The sequence below is a fragment of the Nonomuraea africana genome, assembly GCF_014873535.1.
GTDB classification, from domain to species: domain Bacteria; phylum Actinomycetota; class Actinomycetes; order Streptosporangiales; family Streptosporangiaceae; genus Nonomuraea; species Nonomuraea africana.
On record NZ_JADBEF010000001.1, the window covers coordinates 5886409 to 5910737 of the forward strand.

The following is a 24329-nucleotide window of genomic DNA, read 5'->3' on the forward strand; positions in this document are numbered from 1 at the left end:
GGAGGATCACGAGCGCCTCTCCTTGCGGACCGACCAGATCAGGTAGGGGATGACGAAGACCGCCACGCTCAGCACGATGTAGGAGGCGATGGTCGCGCCCTTGGCCGGGTCGTGGAAGTCGAAGACGGCCACCCACATGAACACCGCGGGCACGTCGGTGATGATCTGCTTGCCCGACACGGCCATGACCAGGTCGAAGGTCTTCAGCGAGATGTGCCCGAGGATGATCAGCGCGGAGAGCGTGACGGGCCGCAGCAGTGGGAGTACGACGTGCCGGTAGACGCCCCACTCGGTGCAGCCGTCGACTCTGGCAGCCTCGCGCAGCTCCTCGGGGATACCCCTGAACCCCGCGAGGAAGAGTGCCATGACATATCCGGACATCTGCCAGACGGCGGGGATCGCCATGGCGGCCATGCCCCAGTCCTGGTCCCTGAACCAGGCCCACTGAGGCAGGCCGACCACGTCGAACAGCCGGTTCAGGCCGACCGCCCTCTCGTCCTGGCCGGAGTTCATCAGCCAGCGCCACACGATGCCCGTCGCCACGAACGAGATCGCCATCGGGAAGAGGTAGATCGCCCTGAAGGTGCCCTCCCCCCTGATGCCCTTCTCCATCAGGAAGGCGAGGAACCAGCCGAGCACCAGCGCGCCGAGGACGAACACGACGGTGAACAGGATCGCGTGGTTGACCGACAGGTGCCATCGGGGCTCGTCCCAGATGTCGACGAAGTTCTGCAGGCCGACGAAGTTCCCCTCGGAGACCTCGTCGTGCTTGTCGGTCATCGCCAGGCTGAAGTTCCAGCCGAGCATGCCGTAGACGAACACGCCGATCGCGATGATCGAGGGAGTCACCAGCAGCAGCCCCGGCAACCAGGCGCGGGCCCGCCGCAGGGCGGACCCGCCTTTTCTTGCCATCACTGTGCCTGCCTCACTGGGCGTTGGCCGCCGCCGCGTCGACGAGGCCCTTCTGCAGCGCGGCCACGTCCTTGGTGCCGATGAACAGCCCGACTGACTCGTTGATCGAGGCGAGCCAGGGCTGGCTGACGGCCACGCCGTGCTGGACGGATCCGGCCAGCTTGTTGGATGACCAGTCCTTCAGCGCGTCGCCGAGGTAGTCGGTGTAGAGGGCGGCGTCGGCGTCCTTGCGGGCGGGAATGGAGCCCTTCTTCGGGTTGAAGGCGTCCTGCCCCTCCTTGCTGGCCGCGACCTTGAGCCACGCGACCGCGCCGTCCCTGTTCTTGGCTCCCTTGGGCAGGGTGAAGCTGTCGGACAGCCACATGTAGGTGCCCTCGGTGCCGGGCGAGGGCGCCCAGTCGAAGTCGGTCTTGGACTGCTTGCCGAGGCCGCCCTCCGGCGGGTTGTGGAAGTAGCCGTAGGCCCAGTCGCCCATGATGTTGAAGGCGGCCTGTCCCTCGGCCACCTGGGCGGCCGCCGGCTGCCAGTCGTCCTGCGGGTCGCCCGCGTAGGACATGATCTTGGCGAAGTCGTTCAACGCCTTGGTGACATCGGCCGAGCCCCAGTCGGCGCCGGGCTTGAACAACGCGTTGTAGGCGTCGGTGCCCAGCGAGCCGAGCAGGACGCTCTCCATCAGGTGGGTGACGGTCCACTCCGAACCGATGGACAACGGGATCTTGCCCTTGGCCTTGACCTTCTCCAGCGCCGCGATGAACTCCTCGATGGTCTTGGGCGCGGCCGCGACGCCCGCCTCCTTCAGGACGCTCGGGTTGAACCACAGGATGTTCGACCTGTGGATGTTGACCGGCACCGAGTAGATCTTGCCCTGGTAGCTGATCTGCTCGACGAGCTGCGCGGGGAAGGCGTCCTTGAGCTTGAGCTCGTCGTAGAGGAAGGTGAGGTCCTCGAGGTCGCCCGCCTTGATGTAGCCCAGCAGCTCGGCGCCCGCGTGACCCTGGAAGGTGTCGGGCGGGGTGTCGGCCTGGAGCTTGGACTGCAGCAGCGCCTTGGCCTTGTCACCCGAGCCGCCCGCCACCGCCGCGTCGAAGAACGTGAGGTTGGGGTTCTGCTTCTCGAAGATCTCCTTCATGGCCTTCAGGCCGTCGGCCTCGCCGGGGCCCGTCCACCAGGAGAAGACCTCCACCTGCTGCTTGGCGCCGCCACCCGTGCCCGACGCCTGGCCGGTGGGAGCCGCGGGGCCGCCCCCTCCGCCGCAGGCCGCCAGCCCGAGCACGGCCGCCATGGTGATGCCTGCCAGCCACCGTCGTCTCATCGCACACCGCTCCTTCGCCACGGTCGGTGACAACGTTGTCAGTAGGGCCATCAACCCACTTCGCACTTGGCGACGTCAAGGCATGTGCGGATAACAGCTCGGCATACTCGGGGAGCGCTCTCTCCAGAGGCGCGCGAGCGGCTGCCCGTCCAGGGCCGTGACCGTCACCCCGAAGTCGTGGACGGTGCCCGTGAGGTCGGCGGCGGCCAGCCCGTGCGCCGCCACGAGCAGCGCGCCCTTGGCCACCGCCAGCCCGACGAGCGCCACCAGGTCGGCGCCGTCGCCGGGCGGCCAGGTCACCAGCACCACGTCGGACTCGGTGAGGCCGACGCCCCCGTCGAGGTCGGCCATCGCGCCGAGCAGGTCACGGTGGGTGAGCGCGGCACCTCCTCCCGGGCGCAGGGCGAGCTGTGTCCGGGCGTCGAGGCGGGGCAGCGGCACCGCATCGAGCCCTGACAGCTGCGCGAAGTCGATGGTGTCGAGCGCGGCACCGAACGCGATGACCTGCCGGACCCTGGAGTCTTCCGCCGCCCGGACGGCCGCCTCCGCCAGGCCCGGGGTGGTGATCAGCATCCGCGCGTAGGGGTGGTCGGCTGCAAGTCAAGGACGCTACGGCGGGCGTGAGGGCCGCAGCATCCCCCGATGTATGCATAGCCATGTGCATTCAATCGGCGCCCCCAAGCCTGGGCGGGCTCGAGCCCTGCGCGGCTCGAGCCCGCTGTCGCGCCCGCAGGACCACGGCCTCCACCCCTCCGAGGTGGCCAGGCCCATCGGCGAACGCGACGTCTCGGGTGATCGACCGACCGGGCTCGCCCTGCGTGTGGGCACCAGGCACCAGGCCTCGAGGTGCGCGCCGCCGGTCGATCACAGAGGCAACGCTAGGCCGAGCCCGCTCCGGCCACATGCGCCGAGATGGCCATTCCGGCATGTATCCGCCGGGGGTCAAGGATGTGTAGAGAAGCCGTCTCCGCGCGGCCGCGTCGCATGATCAGAACCGCCCCCTGTGTACCTAGTCCAGCACCGCCTCCATGATGTGCCTGGCGATCGGGGCGGCCACGTCGCCGCCGAACCCGGCCCGCTCGACCACCACGCCGACCGCGACCTGCGGGTCGTCGGCCGGGGCGAAGCCGGTGAACAACGCGTGGTCCTGGGCGCCCTGCACGTTCTCCGCCGTGCCGGTCTTGGCCGCCACCTCCACCCCAGGGATGGCGGCGGCCGTCCCCGTGCCGCCGGGCCGGGTGACGGTGATCATCATGGTGGTGAGGTCGTTGGCGTCCTGGGCGCTCATGGCGGCACGCCACCGCGAAGGCTCGGCCCGCTCGACCACCGCGCCGTCCGGCAGGCGCACCTCCTCCACCAGGTAGGGAGCCATGAGCGCGCCGTCGTTCGCCACGGCCGCCGACAGCATCGCCACCTGGAGCGGCGTGGCCCTGACGTCGAACTGCCCGATCGCCGACATGGCGGTCTGCGCCTGGTCCATGCCGCTCGGATAGACGCTGGGCGACACCGGCATCGGCACCCTCAGGCCGGCGCCGTCGAAGCCGAACGCCGCCGCCTGCCGGCGCAGCACGTCCTGTCCCAGGTCGAGGCCCATGGCGACGAAAGCGGTGTTGCACGACGCCTGGAAGGCGTAGGCCAGCGGCGGGTGCCCGTCGCCGCACGACTCGCCGCCGGAGTTGCCCAGCTGGGTGGAGGTGCCGGGCAGCAGCAGGCGGGGCGGCGCCTCGACCTGCGAGTCGGGCGTGTACCTCCCCGAGGTCAGGCCCGCGGCGGTGGTGACGACCTTGAACGTGGAGCCCGGCGGGTAGGTCTGGTTGAGCGCCCTGTTGAGCAGCGGCTGGCCGGGGTCGCCGCGCAGCTCCCGGTCCGCTCTGGCCAGCTTCCCGCTGTCGAAGGTGGTGTATCGGCCGGGGTCGTAGGACGGGTAGGAGACCAGGGCCAGGATCGCCCCGGTGGCCGGGTTGAGCGCCACGGCGGCGCCGCGGCCGCCGGTCGCGGCCAGACCCTCGTACGCGGCCCGCTGGGCCCGCTCGTCGATCGTGGTCCGCACGTCGGCGCCCTGGGCGATGCCGTCCCGCACCAGCGCGCGCAGCCGCACCTTCGGGTCGCCGCCCGACAGCCTGGCGTCCTCGGCCCGCTCCAGGCCGGTGGTGGTGTAGAGCGAGGCGTAACCGGTGACGGCGGCGTAGAGGTTGCCCTCGGGGTAGGTGCGGCGGTAGGTGTAGCCGGCGTTCCTGGTCTTGCGGCTGCCGGCGATGACCGTGCCGTCGCTGGTGAGGATCTTCCCGCGCGGATGGTCGAACCTGGCGATCAGCGTGCGCTGGTTGCGCGGGTCGGCGTTCAGCGCCGGAGCCCTGAAGGCCTGGATGAAGGTGACGTTGCCGAGCAGGAGGAACATCATCACGGCGCACACGAGCGCCACGCGGCGCAGTGGGATGTTCATTCGTCTCGCCCGGGGCCCGGCCATACCCACCGGTCTAACAACCGCAACCCCAAGCGAGTGCTAGAGCACGCTGCGATAGTAGGAGATCTTGTGGTGGATGTAGCGCTGGCGCTCGACCAGGTTGTCGATCTGACCGCTGACGCGCCGGTCATGCTCCTCCAGCAGCGCGATCCTGTCGGCGATGGTGTGGTCGCCCGCGCGCACGAGCTCGGCGAAGCGCAGCATCTCGGCGATCGGCATGCCGGTGTCGCGCAGGCACCTGATCGTGCCGAGCCATCCGAGGTCGTCCTCGGAGAACCTGCGCTGTCCCGCGGCGTTGCGGTCCACGGGGGCCAGCAGGCCGATCTTCTCGTAGTAGCGAAGGGTGTCGAGGCTGAAGCCGGTCTCCTCGACCACCTCGGCGGGTGTGTAGACGCTCACGGGCCCGATCCTCCCACCTGGAGTGGGCTCCAGGTCAACCGCTTGACACGGAGTGCCTACACCAGGGCCGACCGGCCCGTTCCCGAGACCTACGACCATCCGGGGACCACGCGGCGGCTGGCGGTGCTGCGCGAGGTCGCGGGCGAGCTGGGCGCGACGCCGAACCAGGTGGTGCTGGCCTGGCTCCTCGCCCAGGACATGGTGCCGATCGTGGGCGTGACGACGATGGCCCAGCTGGAGGAGGCCATCGGCGCCGCGGGGATCAAGCTGGACGAGACGCTCATGGCGCGACTGGACGAGCCTCGCTGAGGTGCTCGGCGAGATAGCGGCGGACCAGCTGCTTGCACTCGGCGATCAGCGCCGCGTCGCCATGGGGATCGGTGCGGAAGGCCAGCTTCAGCACCGCGTCGGCGGCCTCGACCGCGACGCGCACCGCGAGGTCGAGGCGCTCGCCCGCCGGATTGTCGTGCCGTCCCGCGACCAGGGCGCGCAGCCGTTCGGCGACGACGGCGCTGTTCTCCACGGCGCTGTCGAGCATGTGGTTGGTGCCCTCCAGCGCCGGCCCGCCCGGGGTGGGCAGCACCTCACCGAAGTCGACCACCGAGAAGCCGGGGGTGGCGCGCTTCATCGCCACGAACTCGTCGATCGCCAGGTCGGACAGCTGCGACCAGTGCGCGGGCTCGGCCGCGGCGATCCTGTCGGTGACCCTGACGAGAAACCTGTCGAGATTGCGCAGCGCGAGCGCTCTGACCAGGCCCTGCTTGTCGGGGAAGAACTGGTAGAAGGTGCCGATCGGCACCTCGGCCCGGCGGGCGACCTCCTTGGTGGTCAGCCCGTCGTAGCCCACCTCGTCCAGGAGCGCGGCGCACTCGTCGAGCATCCGCTCGACCCGCTCGGCGCTGCGGCGCTGGGAGGGACGGCGGCGCAGAGTACTCGTCATACCCCTCATCCTGGCCCATGTTTAGGATGTCCAACTATGTTCCTGTGGGGTACGGCCACCGCCGCCTATCAGATCGAGGGCGCCGCCGACGAGGACGGCCGCGGCGCCTCCATCTGGGACACCTTCGCCCGCCGGCCCGGTGGCACCCGCGACGGGCACACCGGTGACGTGGCGTGCGACCACTACCACCGCTGGCCCGAGGACCTGGCGCTCATGTCGGACCTCGGCGTCAACGCCTACCGCTTCTCCCTCTCGTGGCCGCGGATCCAGCCCGGCGGCTCGGGACCGGTCAACCCGAAGGGCCTCGACTTCTACGACCGCCTCGTGGACGGCCTGTGCGCGCGCGGGATCACCCCGCTGCCCACGCTCTTCCACTGGGACCTGCCCCAGGCGCTGGAGGACGAAGGCGGCTGGCTCAACCGCGACACCTCCCACCGCTTCGCCGAATACGCCGCGATCGTGGCCGACCGCCTCGGCGACCGGGTGCGCGGCTGGATCACGCTCAACGAGCCGTTCGTCCACATGGTGTTCGGCTACGCCATGGGCGTCCACGCGCCCGGCCGCGCCCTCATGCTCGACGCCCTCCCGGTGGCCCACCACCAGCTGCTCGGTCACGGGCTGGCCACCGGGGCGCTGCGGGCGGCGGGAGCGGAGCGGGTGCTCATCACCAACAACTGCACGCCCGTCTGGGCCGAGGACCAGGCCGCCGGCGACGCCTACGACGTCCTGCACAACCGCCTGTTCAACGATCCGGTGCTACTGGGCTCCTATCCCGACCTGTCGGCGTACGGCGTGACGCTCGACTGCGTACGCGACGGCGACCTGGAGATCATCTCCACCCCGCTCGACGGTCTCGGCATCAACTACTACAACCCCACGCGGATCGGCGCGCCGACCGACGACTCCCTGCCGTGGACCGACCTCGGCATCACCGGCCACCCCACCACCGCCTTCGGCTGGCCCGTCGTCCCCGACGGCCTGCGCGAGCTGCTCGTCGGCCTGCGCGAGCGCTACGGCGCGGCGCTGCCTCCCGTGTACATCACCGAGAACGGCTGCTCCTACCCCGAGCTCGACGACCAGGCCCGCATCGACTTCCTCGACGGCCACCTGGCCGCCCTGCGCGCCGCCCAGGAGGAGGGCGTCGACGTCCGGGGGTACTTCGTCTGGTCGCTGCTGGACAACTTCGAGTGGGCCGAGGGCTACCACCAGCGCTTCGGCCTGGTCCACGTCGACTTCCCCACCAGCCGCCGCACCCCCCGCGCCTCCTTCCACTGGTTCAAGGACTTCCTCGCCCGCCGCTGACATCGGGTCTGGCGGCCGGTGACAGCGGCGTCGCCGCGGGTGCGATCACGGCGTGATCCGTACCGCGTCGCACCCCAGGAAGGTGTAACGATTGCCGTCGGGCGCGAGGTAGGCGCCGCGCAGGCAGGCTTGGGTGCTGTCGGCGGTCAGGCCGGAGGCGTTCGGTTTGAAGTGGAGCACCAGGTCCAGGTCCGCGTCGCTGGTTCGCTCGTCCAGCTCGTAGGAGCGCTCGGGATGTCCCTTGGCGTGGCTCTCACTCGCGCCGTGCGGTGCCGCGAGGTTGAACAGGTTCTCGCGCAGGCCCCACAGGGTCCGGGTGACATCGATCCGGGTCGCGTCGAACGCCAGCGGCAAGCCGTACTCCCCTGCGCTCGTGGTCAGCGCGGCCAGTGTCGCGTCGGTGTTGAGGTTGATCGAGTTGGGCGTGCCGCCGGGTCGTACGTTGATCGCGATCGGCACGACGCAGTCGATCTGGAAAGAGGTCGAGCGGGTGTTGTTCGACGGATCCGGATCGACGTCGCCGGCCACGGAGAGCGCCACCGTGGAGGTCAGCGTCACAGTCTTGCGGCCGGGGGTGGTGCACGTGAGCGTGGCCTCGTGGGTGGACTGCCACGGAGAGCCCACGGCCAGCGCGGGTCGGTGCGCGTCCGTGCGCGCCGGGCTGACCGTCACGCCGGGGTCGGTCACGGCGGCGGTGGTCAGGTCCACGTCCACCGGGCTGGACGGCCCGGCGTTCTCCGTGATCGTGACCAGCGTGACCGCGCCGGGCTCGCCGATGAGCACCTCCAGCGGCCGGCTCGCCGTCAGGGCGGCGATCTTGACGTCCGCCTTGGCGATGACCTTGGTTTGGGCGGCGGCGGCGTTGTTGGCGGGTGCGGGATCGGGGCCCGCGAGGTTTCCGACCTTGGCCGTGGCCTCGATGGAACGGGTGCGCTGGGCCAGGTCGGCAGGCAGGCGCGTGGTGATGGTGAACCGGCGGATGTCGCCCGGGCGTACCTGGTTGAGGCCGCACGTGAGCGTGGCGCCCGCGGTCACACAGGGCACACTCGTCGAGGGGACGCCGAGCCCGGTCGGCAACTCCACGGTGACCCGGGTGCCGGTGGCCGCGTTGGGCCCGTGGTTGGTCACGGTCACCGTCCAGGTCAGATCCTCGCCCGCGGCCGCCGGATCCGGCGCGTCGGTGAGCGTGAGACCCAGGTCGGCGGTGTTGATCGCGGCGCGGATGCGCTCGCTCTCCTCCTTCGTCGGCACCGTGGACACCGGCCGCCCGGCCCACCTGGCCAGGTTGTCCCGCACGCGCGCCCAGTCGTCGAACCCGGTGAGCAGGCTGTCGTCGGTGGTGTTCGCACAATCCCCGGGGTTGCCGGCGGCGTCCTTGCTGTCGATGTTGACCCGCTGCGGCGTGGAGCCGTCGTCGCCGTCGCCCGCCGGGTTGGAGCCGTTCCAGTCGGGCCCGACGTTCAGCGGGCGGGTCCGCTTGACGCGTTTGCCGTCCAGGAAGACGAACTGGTTGACGCCGTCGCCCGGATCCAGCGCGATGTCTTCCCTGAGCTGGTCCTCGCGCAGCTGGCCCAGCGGCGCCTTGCTCCGGTCGGTGCCGTTGGGGTCCTTGATGGCGGGCGAGAAATCCATGATCACGCCGCCGCCGTCGCGGGGGATGCCGCCGTCCATGTCGTAGTTCATGACGCTCACGTAGTTGGGCTTGCAGTTCGCACCCGTGTCGCCGCCATGGTCCAGGCCGAGCGAGTGGCCGAGTTCGTGCAGGAGCGCGCCCGCGTCGGTCCGGTAGAGGATGATGTGGTCCCTGCCGCCGCCCTGGCCACCCATGTCGCAGCCGGCCTTGCTGGTCGTGTACAGGACGTAGGTGAACAGTCCCCGGCGGACCTGGGCGAAGCTGTTGCGGGCGACGTTCTGGAAGGCGTCGTCGCGCCCGCAGTTGGCCAGTGGAGCGCCGGCCCAGCCACCGCCGCGCAGGTCCTCGCCGACGATGCAGTCGGAGTCCAGCGCAGCGATCCGGCCGTCGCGGTCGTCGTCCACGAGGTCGTCGCAGTTGGCGCGGAAGGCCTCGACACCGGTGTCGCGGTAATGGCAGTCCGGGTCCGCGCCGTCGATGTCGGTGTCGCCGTCGTTGTCCTTGTCGTCCAGGCAGGTCCCCTCGGGCGGCCCTTCCATCGCGCCGCGGTCGAAGGCGCCCCCCGTGTCCACGTGCAGAGTGATGCCCTTGCTGCCGTCGAGGTTGTCGACGGGGGCGCGGGCGAAGGCGCGCCGTACGGTCTCGACGACCTGGCGGGACGGCATCGTCCCCGTGGTGTGGTCCACTTCCACGAACAGGTCTCGGCGACGCGGGTCGGCACCGAGGTCGGGCAGGTCGAGCGCCATCGAGCCGTCGGCGTTGCGGACGCCGTACCGCTCGGCCCGGTCGGGCAGGGAGTCCTGGTCGGCGTCGCTGTGCTCGCTCGCGTCGATGCTCAGGTCGAGCCGGGCCCGCTTGCCGTCGTTGACCTCCGGATAGTTGGGGTCGCCGTCGCCCACCGAGCACGCCTGACCCTGCGAGATCGGGAGGTAGCCGTCGGGACAGGCCCGGCCTGGCTGCACGCCGTCCGTGTGGCCGGCGGAGTCCACGACGCTTCGCCAGGTGTCGGTGACCAGGTCGTAGGTCAGGTCGAGCGTGACGTCCTGGTTGGCCGGGCTGATGTCCATGACGTCCGTGCCGCCGTTGGGCCCGCAGCAGTCGCTGTCCAAGATGCTGATCTTGACGGGCAGGTCGGCACGGCCGGCCGGAAGCTCCACACGTTGGGCGAACACCCACCGCTGCCCGCCCTGGAGGTTCTTCGGATGCCAGTGGTCGTCGGAGACGATGCCGCCCTCGCGGAAGGCCGTGTGCCGGAAGGGACTGCCGTCGCCGAAGGTGATGTCGCTGCCCGGGGCGCCGAAGTCGACATGCGGGTAGAACTCGCCCTCCTCGTCAAATCCGGAGTCGGGGACCTCGTAGCGCTCGAAGTAGTCCATCGTGACCGTGATCGTGAAGGCGGTCCTGGCCGGATCGGGCGCGGCTTCGACCGGCTCGCTGACTAACGACGTCAGCCCCAGCGCCATCAGCATGGCGGCAATCAACCTCATGGCGGCACCGTAGGGCCGTACTCGCCGCCTGCCATGAGTAGGCCCCTACTCATCATCGCGGAAACCCGCACAGGTGACCTTGACCAGGGTCGCCGCCCGAAGCGAAGTCGAAGGACAGCGGCGAACCGCAGGAAGGGGCGGTCCGAACGAGTTCAGAACACCGACACGTGGACGTGGTCCCAGTGGTTGGCCGTGACGCCGCCGCGGTTGGACATCATGTCCCAGCCGCCGCCCGTGCGGATGTCGTAGTAGCGCTGCTTCCAGATGATGTACATCACCCCGTAGCGCGACCCGTTGGCGATCAGCCACTGCGCCAGTTCGTCGCCCCTGGCCAGGTTGGCGCCCGTGGCCATGCTCCCGCCCGGGCTCATCATGAAGTCGCACGCGCGGCCCTTGCCGTGCTCGCCGGGGTCGCCGACGCGCAGGCAGCCGACGCCGTAGAACATCGGGAAGTTGCGCATGACCGCGTCGCGCAGCGTGACCATGCGCGGGGTGAGGCCCGAGGCGCTGCCCGGCTGCTGGATGCCGTACTTGGCCAGCAGCTTCTCGATGTCGCGCCGCTTGGTCTGCATCTTCTTGATGTCGCGCTCGAGGTCGTCGATCTTCTCGCCGGCCTCCTTCTTCGCCTTCTGCGCGTTGGCGACCAGCGCCTCGACGCGGGTGAGCGTGGAGGTGCGCTCGGCGGCCAGGTAGGCCATGCTCGCCGACTGCCCGAGCACCTGGTACGGCTCGGCGCCCGAGGTGAAGAGGCTGGTGCCGTCGAGCGGGCCCTGGATGTAGGTGGTCTGCGCGATCTTGCTGACCTCGACCTTGGCGGTGGCCAGCGCCGCCTTGAGGTTGTCCGCCCGCTCGGTGGCCCGCTTGGCGGCCAGCCTGGTGTCCTCGAGGCTCTCGATCGTGCCCCGGTAGACGTTGTTGAGAGCGGCAGCCTGTTTGGTGAGTTTGCGCAGCTTGGCCTGGCTGTCGGGATCGGCGGTCGCCGCCTGCGGGAGGGGGGTTGCGAGCAGCGCGACGAGGGTGGCGGCGAGCACGGCACGACGCCCTGATCTCACGCTCGTCCTCCCCTCATAGACGGAGTGACTATAGAAGATGATCTTGATGCTTGCCACCCGAACCGGGGAACTCGTGCGCCTTTGGCGAAGTATCTACCACTTTGTCGGGTCGCGGGCCAACACTTGGGTCTTGCCGAGACCACCCCTGCGGGCGACATTGCGAGCATCCCGTCTTCTGCAAAGGGGCAGAACTTGGCTCGCACACTCACCCTCATCGCGGCAGTGACCGCCTGCCTGGCCACCTCCCTCGTGGCGGGCCAGGCCGCCGCCTCCGAGGACCCCCCGTTACCCCGGTCGGACCGGATCGAGCTCTACCAGCTCGACGCCCCGCCCGGCACCGGACAGGCCCTCGTCGAGAGCGGCATCGACGTCGTGCAGAAGGAAGTCGTCGCAGGCAAGGAGCACATCGAGTTCACCGCGGACCAGAGCGACCTGGCCAGGCTCGGCAAGCTCGGCCACAAGCCCGAACCCGTGCGCAACCCGCAGGGCCAGACCCAGCTGGAAGCGGCCAAGGCCCAGGCCGCGGGCGGCTACACCGTCTTCCGCAGCTACTCCGAGCAGGGCGGCATCGCCGACCAGCTGCGGGCCATCGCGGACGCCAACAAGGACGTCGTCAAGCTGCAGTCGATCGGCAAGACGATCAAGGGCCAGGACATCCTCGCCGCCAAGGTGACCAGAAACGCCAGGACGCTGCGTGACGGCGCCAGGCCGGCGGCGCTCTACTCCGCCACCCAGCACGCCCGCGAGTGGATCTCCACCGAGGTCGACATGCGGCTGCTGAAGTACGTGGTCGCCAACAAGAAGGAACTGGCCGACCTGCTCAGGACGACCGAGCTGTGGTTCGTCCCGGTGGCCAACCCCGACGGCTACGACTTCTCCTTCACCGAGGGAAACCGCCTGTGGCGCAAGAACCTGCGCGACAACAACGGCGACGGCCAGATCACCTCGGGCGACGGAGTGGACCCGAACCGCAACTTCCCGACCAACTTCCACTACGACGAGGAGGGCGCCTCCTCCGTCCCCAGCAGCGAAACCTACCGGGGCACCGGCCCGGCCAGCGAGCCCGAGACCCAGGCCATGGACGGCCTGCTCAAGCGGATCAGGTTCAAGCTGCAGCTGAACTACCACTCCTTCGGCCCGCTGCTGCTCTACCCCGCCGGCTGGCAGATGTACACCGAGACCGCCGACAACCCGGTCTACGAGGCGCTCACCGGCACCGACGCCAAGCCCGCCGTACCCGGGTTCAACCCCGGCCTGGCCGCCGGAGAGCTGTACATCACCAACGGCGACACCAACGACCGCGCGCACGGCGCGTACGGCACGCTGTCGTGGACGCCCGAGCTGAACGAGGGCTGCGAGGGCTGCGGCTTCGTCTTCCCCGACGACGAGGCGCTGGTGCAGGCGGAGTTCGAGAAGAACCTCCCCTTCGCCCTCGACATCGCCAGGTCCGCGGCCAACCCGGTCGAGCCCGTCACCCACCTCGGCAACAAGACGCCCGACTTCGTCGTCGACGACTTCGAGGTCAGCCACGGCACGGACCAGGCCGTCCAGGTCAACGCCAAGCGCAAGCTCGGCCCCGTCGTCGTGCAGTACCAGGTCAACGGCGGACCCACGAGGAGCGCGCTCACCACCGAGTGGAAGGGCGGCGAGCGCTACGGCAAGGGCTACGACGTCTACTACCACCGGCTCCGCGGCAGGATCAGCGGCACCAAGCCGGGCGACAGCGTCAAGGTCTGGTTCAGGTCGCTGACCAAGAAGAGCGCCGACTTCACCTACAAGGTGGCCGACGACATCGGCGGCCAGGTGCTCATCCTGGCGGCCGAGGACGTCACGGGCATCAGCCCCGCCCAGGGCGTCACCGAGCCGAAGTACGCCGACGACTACGCCAAGGCGATCTCCGAGGCCGGCTACACCTCCGACGTCTACGACATCGACAAGAACGGCCGCACGGCCCCGCACCCGCTCGGCGTGCTCAGCCACTACAAGGCCGTCGTCTGGGAGACCGGCGACGACGTCATCCCGCGCTCTCCCGGTCAGGTGCCCGGCACGGTCGCCAGGCACAGCGTCGAGACCGAGATCGCGGTCCGCGACTACCTCAACGAGGGCGGCAAGCTGCTGTCGGCGGGCAAGTACGCGCACTACCCCCACCACGCCAACCAGGGCTTCTTCTTCCAGCCCGACGCCTCGCTCGGCGAGTGCGTGACCGCGGGCGCGCCCTGCTTCGAGCTCAACAACGACTTCCAGCAGTACTGGCTGGGGGCCTACATCTGGTTCGACAACGGCGGCACCGACCCGCAGACGCACGAGCCGTTCGGGCTCAAGGGCACCGTGGGAGCCTTCAGCGGCTTCACCGGCACCCTGAACGGCGGCGACTCGGCCGGCAACCAGGACCACAACAACTCCTGGATCGCCACCTCCGCGATCCTGCCGGTGGAGCAGTTCCCGCAGTTCGAGAGCAGGGCCGGCATCACCTGGGACCGGCCGGGCGGCCCGTTCGACCCCCACACCGGCGCGTGGGACGTGCAGAGCGGCATCGCCGACGCCTCGTGGAAGCGACTGACCAAGACCATCGACCTGACCGGGAAGACCAGCGGCGAGCTGACGTTCTGGGCCTCTCTCGACACCGAGGCGGACTGGGACTTCTTCACCGTCGAGGCGCACACCGTCGGCCAGGACGACTGGACGACGCTGCCCGACGTGAACGGGCACACCAGCCAGTCCGTGGGGTCGAGCTGCGCCACGCCCAACGGCCAGCACTGGCGCACGATCCATCCGTTCACCACCCGCTACCAGGGGCCGAACTGCGAGCCGACCGGCAGCAGCGGCGTCTGGCACGCCGCCTCGGGCAACTCGGCGGGCTGGAAGCAGTGGAAGATCGACCTGACGCCCTACGCGGGCAAGAAGGTCGAGATCTCGCTGTCCTCCATCACCGACTGGGCCACCCACCAGGCCGGCGTCTTCCTCGACGACGCGAAGGTCACGCTCGACGGCGCGGTGGCCGAGGAGACCTCCTTCGAGTCCGACCTCGGCGGCTGGAGCGCGGGCGGACCGCCGCCCGGCTCGGGCCCGCTGGCCAACAACTGGATCCGCACCGACAAGGTCTTCGACGAGGGCGGCGGCATCCTCACCAAGGACACCGTCCTGCTCGGGTACGGCGTCGAGGGCGTCACCACCCAGGCCCAGCGCACCGACCTGGTGAAGCGGTCGCTTGCCTACCTGATCGGCGACGCGAGATAGCGCGCTGAGGAGGGGTACGGCTCGCGGGAGCCGTACCCCTCTTGCGTGCCCGCACAGAACATGGTTCGGTTTCTCTGGGAAAACAAGCAACCGGTCAAGCGGGAAGGTCACGACATGCGCCAGCACGACACGCTGTTCATCGGGGGCGAATGGGTGGCCCCGTCGGGCACCGGGACGATCGAGGTCGTCAATCCGCACACCGAGCAGGTCATCGGCAGCGTGCCCGACGGCACGCCCGCCGACATGGACCGCGCGGTGGCCGCCGCCCGCGAGGCATTCGACCACGGCCCCTGGCCGCGCCTCAGCTTCGCCGAGCGGGCCGAGGCGATCGGCAGGCTCGCCGAGATCTACGCGGCCAGGCAGGGCGAGATGGCGGCGCTCATCACCGAGGAGATGGGCTCGCCCATCACGTTCTCGCAGCTGGCGCAGGCCCCGCAGCCGCTGGGCATGCTGCAGTTCTACGCGGAGTACGGCAGGACGTTCCAGCAGGAAGAGGAGCGCCCCGGGCTGTTCGGCCCCTCGATCGTCCGCAGGGAGCCGGTCGGCGTCGTCGCGGCCGTGGTGCCGTGGAACGTCCCGCAGTTCGTCTCCATGACGAAGATCGCGCCCGCCCTGCTGGCCGGGTGCACGATCGTGCTCAAGCCCGCGCCCGAGACCCCGCTCGACTCCTACCTGCTGGCCGAGATGGTGCGGGAGGCCGGCATCCCCGGCGGCGTGCTCAACATCGTCCCCGCCGGACGCGAGAGCGGCGAGCACCTGGTCTCCCACCCGGACGTGGACAAGGTCGCCTTCACCGGATCCACCGCGGCGGGCCGCCGCATCGCCTCGATCTGCGGCGAGCAGCTCAAGCGCTACAGCCTGGAGCTGGGCGGCAAGTCGGCGGCGATCGTGCTCGACGACGCCGACCTCGGCGCCAGCATGGGCATGCTCGCCATCGCCTCGCTCATGAACAACGGCCAGGCCTGCGTGGCGCAGACCCGCATCCTCGCCTCGCACCGCCGCTACGACGAGGTCGTCGAGGCCGTGGCGGGCATGGTCACCTCGCAGGCCGTCGGCGACCCCGCCGACCCGGCCACCGGCATCGGCCCGCTGGTCGCCAAGCGCCAGCAGGAGCGCGTCGAGAGCTACATCAAGATCGGCATGGACGAGGGCGCGAAGGTCGTCGTCGGCGGCCTCGACCGCCCCTACGACCGGGGCTGGTACGTCGCCCCCACCGTCTTCTCCGGCGTCACCAACGACATGCGCATCGCCCGCGAGGAGATCTTCGGCCCGGTGCTGGCGGTCATCCCCTACGAGGACGAGGCCGACGCCATCCGCATCGCCAACGACAGCGACTACGGCCTGGCGGGCACGGTCTGGACGGCCGACGCCGACCACGGTCTGGACGTGGCGCGCCAGGTGCGCACCGGCACCTACGGCGTCAACTGCTTCATGCTCGAGGCCAACGTGCCGTTCGGCGGCTACAAGGCGAGCGGGGTGGGCCGCGAGCTCGGCCCTGAGGGCCTGTCGGGCTACCTGGAGTACAAGACGATCTCCAGGCTGGGCTGACCGTTCCAGGCTCCGGTACGGCATGCCGTACCGGAGCCCGCTGGTCGAGTTGCACCCAGCGCGCCCCCGCGACGCTGGGCCTTCACCCGGAGGCAGCGTGATGCCCCGCGTCCGCCATGGGCGGTCCCCTCGCGAGTTGCTGCCATACGTCCTAGGTAGACGTCATTCATCCGGGAAAGGTTCGATCTTTCGTCGCATTTGTTGAAACCCAGGTGCCGATGCGGCGGATGAGCACCGGCGTGGCCGCCGATTCGGCATGCCCGTAACCGGGCTCGATCCACAGCTCCTTGGGCTCGCGGGCCGCGTCGAACACCTGGTGGGCGTGGTCGACGGGGAAGAAGGTGTCGGCGTCGCCGTGCACCACGAGCAGCGGGATCGGCGAGACCAGCCCGGCCGCCTCGTGCGGCGCCATCGGGACCGGATCCCACCGGCCCCTGGCGATCCTGGTGCGCTTGACCATCCGCGCCGCCCATCTGCCGACGGGCCGCTCGATCGCCCAGTGCACCTGCCGCATCGGCCTGGTGTCCCGGTAGTACCAGCGGGCGGGGCCGCTCACCGCGACCACCGCGTCCACGCCCCGGTACAGGGCCGCGTGCCGTACGGCGACCGCGGCGCCCATCGAGAAGCCGACGACGGCGATGCAGGAGTAGCCGATGATCTTCGTGTGCCGTACGGCCGCGTCGAGGTCGAGCACCTCGAGGTCGCCCACGGTGGTCTGGCCGCCCGAGTGGCCGTGGCCGCGGAAGTCGAAGGCCACCACCCCTCCGAAGCCGCTGAGCACGTGCACGATGCGGCGGGCGGTGCGGTCCCGCCACGAGCCGGTGAAGCCGTGTGCCACCACGATGCCCAGATCGCCTCTGCCTCGCGACGGGGTGTGCGCGGCGTCGATCCGCACGCCGTCGTCGGTCCTGAGCATGACGGGGAAGTTGGCGGCGAAAGACATGGAACGAGCTTATGATCCCTTGAGCTCCCCGCTACCGATGACCTGCCTGATGCGTGAGTCCTCCGCGGCCTTGATGGCGTCGTCGGAGTCGGAGATCATGATGCGTGCGGCGCTGGCCCTGATGTACTCGTCCACCTCGAAGCCGGCGGGCAGCACCGTGACGATGGCCCCCACGGCGATCGCGCCGTCCACCGCCGCGCTGAGGTGCTCTCCCCGGGGCAGGCAGACGACCACCCGATCACCGGGGCGCAGCCCTCGGCTTCGGAGCAGGTCTTCGGTGCTCATGCGATCAGGCTAGAGAGCACGCTTCGCCCGCACATGGGGCGTAATATGCAGACCGCTATGCAGAACCCAGGTCGTGCTCGACCGCCCAGAGGGCGATCTGCGAACGTGAGGTGAAGCCCAGCTTCTCCATGATGTTGGCGATGTGCCTGGCGACCGTGGCGGGGCTGATGACCAGCTCGTCGGCGATGGCCCTGTTCGACAGCCCCCTGGTGAGCAGTCCCGCGATCTCCTGCTCCCTGGCGGTGAGCACCGGGTGCGGCACGTCGGGCACGGCGGGAATGGGCAGCGGCCCCTGTTCGCGCCTGCCGTCCAGGATGAGGCGGGCGACCTCCACGGGGTCGAGCTCCCTGCCCCGCGACCACTGCAGCGCCGTACGGCCCTCTCCGAGCCTGTCGCGGGCCCTGGCCAGCAGCTCCTCGATCCTTCCCGACCCGGTCGGTTCGCCCATCTCCTCGGCGAGGGCGACCGCGGCGGCCGAGGCGAGCACCGAGCCCTGGAGATCGCCTTCGACGTCGGCCAGGCGCGAGAGCACCCGCAGGACCCGCGCCAGGCCCAGGCGCTGACCCGTGCTCCGCGCCAGCGCGAGGCACTCGGCCAGCAGGTTGCGCGCCGTGGCGTGGTCGCCGCGCGCGATCGCCGCCTTGGCGACCATGACGAGGCAGCGCTCCATCTCGACCCTGTTGTCGAGCTCGTCGAAGACGGTCGCGGCCGCGCGGTAGTGGCTGACCGCCGCCTCGCTGTCGCCGCGCCACTCGGCCACCGCGGCCAGCTGGCTGGTGGCCATCGCGACGTGCCACGGGTGCCCGTGCTCCTTGGCCACGGCCAGCGCCTCGTTCGCGTGCCGCTGGGCGAGCCTGAGCTGCCCTTTCACGCCCGCGAGCACGGCCAGGCAGGAGTGCGCGATCACCCGGTTGAAGGTGTCGTCGTGCTCCTTCGTGGTCGCCACGACCTCGTCGAAGTGCCGCTCGGCCCGGTCGAACCGGCCGGTGCGCAGCAGCAGGACCCCCGCGACGTTCAGGGTGACGCCCTTGCCGAGGCTGTGGGAGACCTTCTCCTGGTCCTTGAGCGCCTCGGCGACCGCTCTCTCGCAGCCCGCCAGGTCGTCCCTGGCCTCCATGCCGTAGGCCAGCGCGCCCTTGCTGAGCGCGACCACCTCCGGCGGCACCCCGGAGAGGTCGAGCATCAGCAGCCTCTCGAACCAGTCGACGCCCTCGGCGATCTCCCCGTGGATGGCGAGCATGGCCGAGGCCGCGTAGGCCAGCCGCAGCCCGAACAGCGCGTTGTCGGACTCCACCGCCCAGTCGACCGCCGCCCTGCAGTCGTCGGCCAGGTTCCTCGACCGCACGAAGTACGGCCTGCGCTCCTGCCACGAGGCGCGCGGCGCGGCCAGGCCCGCCTCGAGGCAGCGCTCCTCCATCTCACAGATCACCTGCAGGTGGCGGTCACGGAACCAGCCGTGCTCGCCCTCCTCGCGCAGCCGCCAGCCAGCGAACTGCTTGATCGTCTCCAGCAGGCGGTAGCGGCCGCCGTCGGCCAGCAGCAGCGACTTGTCCACCAGGCCGCCGAGCAGGTCGAGCATCTCCTCACGGGGCAGCAGCCGCTCGTCGGCGCACACCTGCTCGACCAGGTCGAGGTCGAAGTGCCCGGCGAAGACCGACAGCCGCCGCAGCAGCACCCGCTCCTTGGCGGTGAGCAGGTCGTGGCTCCACTCCACGGTGGCCAGCAGCGTGCGCTGGCGGGCGGGCGCCGTACGGTCGCCGGTGGTCAGCAGCCGGAACCTGTCGCCGATGCGGTCGGCGATCTGCGCGGGGCTCAGCATCCTGGTGCGCGCGGCGGCCAGCTCGAGCGCCAGCGGCAGCCCGTCGAGCGCCACGCACAGCCTGGCGACGTCGTCGAAGTCGCCCGTGGCCAGGCGGGTGCCCGCGGCCATGGCCCGGTCGGTGAACAGCAGCACGGCCTCGGCGTCGGGGTGGCGGGCGTCGGGCAGGTCGAGCGGGGGAACCCGCCAGACCAGCTCGCCGGGGATGCGCAGCGCCTCCCTGGTCGTGAGCAGGATGCGCAGGTCGGGGCAGCTCGCCAGCAGCTCGGACACCAGTTCGGCGCAGCGCTCGACGATCTGCTCGCAGTTGTCGAGCAGCAGCAGGGCCCTGGCGCCGCGCAGCCGTACGCGCAGGCCGTCGAGCGCGGGCCGCGAGCGTTCCTCCCTGACCCCGAGCACGGTCGCGATCTCGTGGGCGACCAGGTCGGGGCTGGTGATCCGGGCCAGCTCGACCAGCCACACCCCGTCGGCGAACTCGCTGACGACACTGCGCGCCACGCGCAGCGCGAGGCGGGTCTTGCCGATGCCACCCACGCCGCAGAGCGTGACCAGTCGCTGGTCACGCAGCAGCCCGCGCAGCTCGTCGACGTCGCGCGCGCGGCCGACGAAACGGTTGGGTTCAGCCGGGAGGTTATGCGATGTCATGCCTTCAACCGGGGTAAATGGGGCAGGCGTCACCGCGAGTGTGTATGCGATCACGCGCTTGCACAAGCGGTTCAGGGGCTAGCAGCGGCGCGGTCCCATCTTCGCGCACATGGAGGGTCATCTTCGGGATTTCGATCTCTTCCCGCGTGACCGGCCCACCAGCGCGTTCCCGGGGATGGGGACAGGGTGATACAAAACTCCTATTCTTGTCTCATGACGCTCCTCGAGCTGCTCCACGCCGACGACGGCGCCGACTCGGCCAGTGAGCGGATCCTCGACGCGGCCTACGCGCGGTTCCTGGAGTACGGGGTGCGCGGCACGACCGTGGACGACGTCGCCAGGCAGGCGGGCCTGTCGCGGGTCACCGTCTACCGGCGCTTCGCCCGCAAGAACGACCTCATCCAGGGCGTGATCCTGCGGGAGCTGCGCCGCTTCCTGCGCGACTTCGAGCGGGCGGTCGCGGGGCTGCCGACCCCCGCCGAACAGGTCGCCGAGGGGTTCGCGGTGACGTTGCGGCTGGTGCGCGGCCATTCCCTGCTCGGCCGCCTGCTGGCCACCGAGCCCGAGACGATCCTGCCGCACCTCACTCTTGGCGCCGAGCCGTACATGGCGGTGGCGAGGGAGTTCGTGGCGTCGCACCTCGACTCGCCCGACGCGGAGGCGATCGCGGAGATGTTCATCAGGATCTCGCTGTCGTTCCTGCTGACTCCGTCGTCGGCGATCCCGCTGGAGAACGACGACCAGGCCCGCGCCTTCGCCCGCCGCCACCTGGTGCCGTTCCTCAGCGCGGGCGGCGCTGAAGCGCGCCCTCCCGCCTGAGCCCGACCCCCAGCATGATCACCCACGGCAGCGTCAGCAGCCAGGCCCCGAGCGCCCACACCGGTGCGGCCAGGAGCGCCCCCGCCAGCACCACGTTGACCCGCACCACCCAGCTCACCCGCAGCGCCCTGAGGAGGGCGGCGCACATCGAGAGCCAGGCGAGCGCCGCGCCTGCCGCGCAGAGCAGCGCGGTCCAGACGATCTCGGAGAGGGCCGGCGCGACGAACGGGATCATCTCGGGGCCCACGCTCGCCAGAACGGGGACGACGAACAGGCCGAGAGAGGCGAGGCCCGCGCGGAAGCGGAGGTTCCGGTCGTCCAGGCCCGCGTAGACGGCCCTGGCCCAGGCGATCCGGCCCCTGGCCACCTCGACGGGCGACTGCCTCTTCCGCTTGATCAGGGCGGCCCAGCACCCCACGCACGCGCCGACCGCGAGCAGCACGCCGGGCGCGCCGCCCCACGGCAGGTCGTCGAGGCCGGTGACGTGCTCTCCGACGACCTCGAAGACGCTCGTCAGGAGCACGAAGACGAAGACCCACGCCCCGGGGGTGTCACGCCAGGCAGGGGCGGGAGCCGGCCGTTCGAGCAGCGGGGTGTAGTGGCCCCCCAGCGCCGCCGCCCGTCGTGCCGGCTCCTCGAAGGGGCGGCCCTGGTGATCCAGGACCAGCGCCTTCAGCAACAGCGGCTCCGGGTCGCCAGGCGCGTCGGCGATCAGCCGATCCACGTACGAATGCGCCCAAGGGAAACGGCCCTCGTCGAGCAGGTGACGGACATGCCGCAGATGGGAGGACACAGGGTGAAGTGTGCCCCGTTGTGCCCGCCGCACCAAGGGTGGTAACGGGATCAACTAAACTGGGTATGTCGCGACGTCCCGCGGCCAGCTTCCACGAACACAGAGTGAGACCTCATCATGCCTTTGAACAGCCGCGACGACCTGCGGAACATCGCGATCATCGCGCACGTCGACCACGGCAAGACCACTCTCGTGGATGCCATGCTCTGGCAGTCCGGCGCCTTCCGCGCCAACCAGGACGTCGACGACCGCGTCATGGACTCCAACGACCTCGAGCGCGAGAAGGGCATCACCATTCTCGCGAAGAACACCGCCGTCAAGCACGGCGACATGACGCTCAACATCATCGACACCCCCGGCCACGCCGACTTCGGTGGCGAGGTCGAGCGCGGCCTGTCGATGGTCGACGGTGTGGTCCTGCTCGTCGACGCCTCCGAGGGCCCGCTGCCGCAGACGCGGTTCGTGCTGCGCAAGGCGTTCGCCGCGAAGATGCCGGTCATCCTGTGCATCAACAAGGTCGACCGCCCCGACGCCCGCATCAAGGAGGTCGTCGACGAGGTCTACGAGCTCTTCATGGACCTCGACGCCACCGAGGAGCAGATCGACTTCCCGATCGTCTACGCCTCCGCCAAGGCGGGTCGCGCGTCGCTCAACCGTCCGGAGGACGGCGGGATGCCCGACTCCGACGACCTCGAGCCGCTGTTCGACGTCATCAAGTCGACGATCCCGGCGCCGACCTACGACCCGAGCGCGCCGCTGCAGGCGCACGTCACCAACCTCGACGCCTCGTCCTACCTGGGCAGGATCGCGCTGTGCCGCATCCACCAGGGCACGATGAAGAAGGGCCAGCAGGTCGCATGGTGCCGCACCGACGGCACGATCCAGCGGGTCAAGATCACCGAGCTGCTCATGACCGACGCGCTGGAGCGCAAGCCGGCCGAGGAGGCGGGCCCCGGCGACATCATCGCCATCGCCGGCATCCCCGAGATCATGATCGGTGAGACCCTCGCCGACCCCGAGGACCCGCGCCCGCTGCCGCTGATCACCGTCGACGAGCCCGCGATCTCGATGACGATCGGCACCAACACCAGCCCGCTGGTCGGCAGGGTCAAGGGCTCCAAGGTCACCGCCCGCATGGTCAAGGACCGCCTCGAGAAGGAGCTCGTCGGCAACGTGTCGCTGCGCGTGCTCCCCACCGACCGGCCCGACGCGTGGGAGGTCCAGGGCCGTGGCGAGCTGGCGCTGGCCATCCTGGTCGAGCAGATGCGGCGTGAGGGCTACGAGCTGACCGTGGGCAAGCCGCAGGTGGTCACGAAGGTCATCGACGGCAAGATCCACGAGCCGGTCGAGCGCCTCACCGTCGACTGCCCCGAGGAGTACCTCGGCGCGGTCACGCAGCTGCTCGCCGTCCGCAAGGGCCGCATGGAGCACATGACCAACCACGGCACCGGCTGGATCCGCATGGAGTTCGTGGTGCCGGCCCGCGGTCTGATCGGCTTCCGCACCGAGTTCCTCACCGAGACGCGCGGCACCGGCCTGGTCCACCACGTCTTCGAGGCCTACGAGCCCTGGTTCGGCGAGCTGCGCACCCGCAACAACGGCTCGCTGGTCGCCGACCGCTCGGGTCCCGTCACCGCCTTCGCGATGACGAACCTGCAGGAGCGCGGCATCCTGTTCGTCTCCCCCGGCACCGAGGTGTACGAGGGCATGATCGTCGGCGAGAACTCCCGCTCCGACGACATGGACGTCAACATCACCAAGGAGAAGAAGCTCACCAACATGCGCTCCTCCACGGCCGACGTCACCGAGACGCTGATCCCGCCGCGGGTGCTGTCGCTCGAGCAGGCGCTGGAGTTCATCCGCGAGGACGAGTGCGTGGAGATCACGCCGGAGACGGTGCGCATCCGCAAGGTGGTGCTCGACGCCGCCACCCGCGGCCGGGCAGCCGCCCGCGCCAAGCGCTCCAACTGACGCTCCTGACCTCGACCGCCATCCTGTCCGCAGGGTGGCGGTCGCGGCATTTCCGGCCGTCCCGAAAGGGCGGTAAAGGTCTGTCCAGGGAACCTCCACGCATGGGCTGAATGCCTCCGGTGCCGGGCAACGAGTGTGAAGAGGTCATCTTTTCTCACGAGGCAGGTCACCATGCTCCGCAAAACCCACCTCGCCGTCACCGTGGTCATGGCGGCGGGCGTGGCCGCCGTCGGCGTCAACGCCGTCGCCGGGACCACGGGGGGCTCGGTCAGGCTCGAGTCCGTCATCCGCGACGTCGCGGGCCGCGACGTGGGCAAGCTGACGGTCGCACCCGACGCGCACAACACCTCGCGCGTGACCGTCCAGGTCACCGGGCTGCCCAAGGGCTTCCACGGTTTCCACATCCACGCCATGGGCACCTGCGACCCCAAGGCCGTCGACCCGGCGACCGGGAAGACCACGCCGTTCCACACGGCGGGCGGGCACTTCGACATCACCGGCGGCTCGCACGCGGCGCACGCGGGCGATCTGCCCTCGCTGCTGGTCAACGCGGACGGCAGGGGCGCCGCGTCCTTCACGACCGACAGGTTCAAGGTCGGTCACCTCACCGACCAGGACGGCAGCGCGGTGATCGTCCATGCGCTGCCCGACAACTTCGCCAACATCCCCTCGCGCTACGCCCGCAACGGCCCCGACGAGATGACGCTGAGGACCGGCGACGCCGGCGGCCGCATCGCCTGCGGAGTGATCAAGTAGCGACCCCCGGCC

The 24329-nt window shown here is 70.1% G+C and carries 19 protein-coding genes; 7 read left to right on the forward strand and 12 right to left on the reverse strand.

What is annotated here, in order from left to right:
* Positions 1 to 6 precede the first annotated feature (6 nt).
* The 5 genes from H4W81_RS27950 to H4W81_RS27970 all read right to left on the reverse strand — a co-directional run bounded on the left by H4W81_RS27950 (position 7) and on the right by H4W81_RS27970 (position 5087).
* A complete protein-coding gene (locus H4W81_RS27950; protein WP_192777545.1) occupies positions 7 to 912 on the reverse strand; it encodes a carbohydrate ABC transporter permease in 906 nt (301 codons plus the stop codon).
* A gap of 13 nt (positions 913 to 925) precedes the next feature.
* Complete coding sequence (locus H4W81_RS27955) at positions 926 to 2224, reverse strand: ABC transporter substrate-binding protein (RefSeq protein ID WP_192777546.1); 1299 nt, start codon at positions 2222 to 2224, stop codon at positions 926 to 928.
* Positions 2225 to 2299: 75 nt separating this feature from the next.
* Positions 2300 to 2797: a hypothetical protein gene (locus H4W81_RS27960; protein WP_192777547.1), complete on the reverse strand. Its 498-nt coding sequence runs from the start codon at positions 2795 to 2797 to the stop codon at positions 2300 to 2302.
* Between the two features lie 436 nt (positions 2798 to 3233).
* Positions 3234 to 4667 (reverse strand): peptidoglycan D,D-transpeptidase FtsI family protein, encoded by a 1434-nt coding sequence (locus tag H4W81_RS27965; protein WP_192777548.1) that lies wholly within the window; start codon positions 4665 to 4667, stop codon positions 3234 to 3236.
* A gap of 60 nt (positions 4668 to 4727) precedes the next feature.
* Complete coding sequence (locus H4W81_RS27970) at positions 4728 to 5087, reverse strand: MerR family transcriptional regulator (protein ID WP_192781479.1); 360 nt, start codon at positions 5085 to 5087, stop codon at positions 4728 to 4730.
* Positions 5088 to 5129: 42 nt separating this feature from the next.
* Between H4W81_RS27970 and H4W81_RS47660 the strand changes: the two genes are divergently transcribed.
* The gene (locus H4W81_RS47660; RefSeq protein ID WP_318782004.1) at positions 5130 to 5396 is read left to right on the forward strand and encodes an aldo/keto reductase; all 267 of its coding nucleotides are present in this window, start codon (positions 5130 to 5132) and stop codon (positions 5394 to 5396) included.
* Here H4W81_RS47660 and H4W81_RS27980 read toward each other — a convergent pair.
* Positions 5368 to 6027, reverse strand: a complete 660-nt coding sequence (locus H4W81_RS27980) for a TetR/AcrR family transcriptional regulator (protein ID WP_192777549.1) — start codon at positions 6025 to 6027, stop codon at positions 5368 to 5370. The genes H4W81_RS47660 and H4W81_RS27980 overlap by 29 nt on opposite strands.
* Positions 6028 to 6063: 36 nt before the next feature.
* Here H4W81_RS27980 and H4W81_RS27985 point away from each other — a divergent pair, with 36 nt between their 5' ends.
* Positions 6064 to 7329, forward strand: coding sequence for a GH1 family beta-glucosidase (locus H4W81_RS27985; RefSeq protein ID WP_192777550.1), 1266 nt, complete (start codon positions 6064 to 6066; stop codon positions 7327 to 7329).
* Positions 7330 to 7374: 45 nt separating this feature from the next.
* On the opposite strand, the gene H4W81_RS27990 is transcribed toward H4W81_RS27985, so the two are convergent.
* Positions 7375 to 10449 carry a DUF11 domain-containing protein gene (locus H4W81_RS27990; protein ID WP_192777551.1) on the reverse strand — a complete coding sequence of 1025 codons (3075 nt, stop codon included), beginning with the start codon at positions 10447 to 10449 and terminating at the stop codon, positions 7375 to 7377.
* 152 nt (positions 10450 to 10601) lie between these two features.
* Positions 10602 to 11501 (reverse strand): coiled-coil domain-containing protein, encoded by a 900-nt coding sequence (locus tag H4W81_RS27995; RefSeq protein ID WP_192777552.1) that lies wholly within the window; start codon positions 11499 to 11501, stop codon positions 10602 to 10604.
* 192 nt (positions 11502 to 11693) lie between these two features.
* On the opposite strand from H4W81_RS27995, the gene H4W81_RS28000 reads away from it, so the two are divergent.
* Both H4W81_RS28000 and H4W81_RS28005 read left to right on the forward strand, forming a co-directional pair.
* On the forward strand, positions 11694 to 14738 hold the full coding sequence (locus tag H4W81_RS28000; RefSeq protein WP_225958824.1) for a M14 family metallopeptidase: 3045 nt from the start codon (positions 11694 to 11696) through the stop codon (positions 14736 to 14738).
* Positions 14739 to 14852: 114 nt separating this feature from the next.
* Entirely contained in the window at positions 14853 to 16286 is a 1434-nt protein-coding gene (locus H4W81_RS28005) for an aldehyde dehydrogenase (RefSeq protein ID WP_192777553.1), read from the forward strand.
* Positions 16287 to 16452: 166 nt separating this feature from the next.
* Here the strand turns inward: H4W81_RS28005 and H4W81_RS28010 are convergent, their stop codons facing one another.
* Genes H4W81_RS28010 through H4W81_RS28020 form a run of 3 tightly spaced genes read right to left on the reverse strand, consistent with a single transcriptional unit; the run spans position 16453 to position 19978 of the window.
* Positions 16453 to 17229, reverse strand: coding sequence for an alpha/beta hydrolase (locus H4W81_RS28010; RefSeq protein WP_225958825.1), 777 nt, complete (start codon positions 17227 to 17229; stop codon positions 16453 to 16455).
* 9 nt (positions 17230 to 17238) lie between these two features.
* Positions 17239 to 17514: an AMP-binding protein gene (locus H4W81_RS28015; RefSeq protein WP_192777554.1), complete on the reverse strand. Its 276-nt coding sequence runs from the start codon at positions 17512 to 17514 to the stop codon at positions 17239 to 17241.
* 55 nt (positions 17515 to 17569) lie between these two features.
* Positions 17570 to 19978, reverse strand: coding sequence for a LuxR C-terminal-related transcriptional regulator (locus H4W81_RS28020; RefSeq protein ID WP_192777555.1), 2409 nt, complete (start codon positions 19976 to 19978; stop codon positions 17570 to 17572).
* A gap of 213 nt (positions 19979 to 20191) precedes the next feature.
* On the opposite strand from H4W81_RS28020, the gene H4W81_RS28025 reads away from it, so the two are divergent.
* On the forward strand, positions 20192 to 20797 hold the full coding sequence (locus H4W81_RS28025; RefSeq protein WP_192777556.1) for a TetR/AcrR family transcriptional regulator: 606 nt from the start codon (positions 20192 to 20194) through the stop codon (positions 20795 to 20797).
* Here the strand turns inward: H4W81_RS28025 and H4W81_RS28030 are convergent.
* The gene (locus H4W81_RS28030; protein ID WP_192777557.1) at positions 20760 to 21590 is read right to left on the reverse strand and encodes a hypothetical protein; all 831 of its coding nucleotides are present in this window, start codon (positions 21588 to 21590) and stop codon (positions 20760 to 20762) included. The two genes, H4W81_RS28025 and H4W81_RS28030, sit on opposite strands and share 38 nt — an antisense overlap.
* A 117-nt stretch (positions 21591 to 21707) precedes the next feature.
* On the opposite strand from H4W81_RS28030, the gene typA reads away from it, so the two are divergent.
* Positions 21708 to 23561: a translational GTPase TypA gene (gene typA / locus H4W81_RS28035; RefSeq protein ID WP_192777558.1), complete on the forward strand. Its 1854-nt coding sequence runs from the start codon at positions 21708 to 21710 to the stop codon at positions 23559 to 23561.
* A 171-nt stretch (positions 23562 to 23732) separates the two neighbouring features.
* Complete coding sequence (locus tag H4W81_RS28040; protein WP_192777559.1) at positions 23733 to 24317, forward strand: superoxide dismutase family protein; 585 nt, start codon at positions 23733 to 23735, stop codon at positions 24315 to 24317.
* Positions 24318 to 24329 lie beyond the last annotated feature (12 nt).

What these genes read in the sequence shown, in the direction of transcription:
- H4W81_RS27950 (WP_192777545.1), bottom strand. Translation starts at nt 912, where the DNA reads ATGGCAAGAAAAGGCGGGTCCGCCCTGCGGCGGGCCCGCGCCTGGTTG.
- H4W81_RS27955 (WP_192777546.1), bottom strand. Translation starts at nt 2,224, where the DNA reads ATGAGACGACGGTGGCTGGCAGGCATCACCATGGCGGCCGTGCTCGGG.
- H4W81_RS27960 (WP_192777547.1), bottom strand. Translation starts at nt 2,797, where the DNA reads ATGCTGATCACCACCCCGGGCCTGGCGGAGGCGGCCGTCCGGGCGGCG.
- H4W81_RS27965 (WP_192777548.1), bottom strand. Translation starts at nt 4,667, where the DNA reads ATGAACATCCCACTGCGCCGCGTGGCGCTCGTGTGCGCCGTGATGATG.
- H4W81_RS27980 (WP_192777549.1), bottom strand. Translation starts at nt 6,027, where the DNA reads ATGACGAGTACTCTGCGCCGCCGTCCCTCCCAGCGCCGCAGCGCCGAG.
- H4W81_RS27985 (WP_192777550.1), top strand. Translation starts at nt 6,064, where the DNA reads ATGTTCCTGTGGGGTACGGCCACCGCCGCCTATCAGATCGAGGGCGCC.
- H4W81_RS27990 (WP_192777551.1), bottom strand. Translation starts at nt 10,449, where the DNA reads ATGAGGTTGATTGCCGCCATGCTGATGGCGCTGGGGCTGACGTCGTTA.
- H4W81_RS28005 (WP_192777553.1), top strand. Translation starts at nt 14,853, where the DNA reads ATGCGCCAGCACGACACGCTGTTCATCGGGGGCGAATGGGTGGCCCCG.
- H4W81_RS28010 (WP_225958825.1), bottom strand. Translation starts at nt 17,229, where the DNA reads ATGTCTTTCGCCGCCAACTTCCCCGTCATGCTCAGGACCGACGACGGC.
- H4W81_RS28015 (WP_192777554.1), bottom strand. Translation starts at nt 17,514, where the DNA reads ATGAGCACCGAAGACCTGCTCCGAAGCCGAGGGCTGCGCCCCGGTGAT.
- H4W81_RS28020 (WP_192777555.1), bottom strand. Translation starts at nt 19,978, where the DNA reads ATGACATCGCATAACCTCCCGGCTGAACCCAACCGTTTCGTCGGCCGC.
- H4W81_RS28025 (WP_192777556.1), top strand. Translation starts at nt 20,192, where the DNA reads ATGACGCTCCTCGAGCTGCTCCACGCCGACGACGGCGCCGACTCGGCC.
- typA (WP_192777558.1), top strand. Translation starts at nt 21,708, where the DNA reads ATGCCTTTGAACAGCCGCGACGACCTGCGGAACATCGCGATCATCGCG.
- H4W81_RS28040 (WP_192777559.1), top strand. Translation starts at nt 23,733, where the DNA reads ATGCTCCGCAAAACCCACCTCGCCGTCACCGTGGTCATGGCGGCGGGC.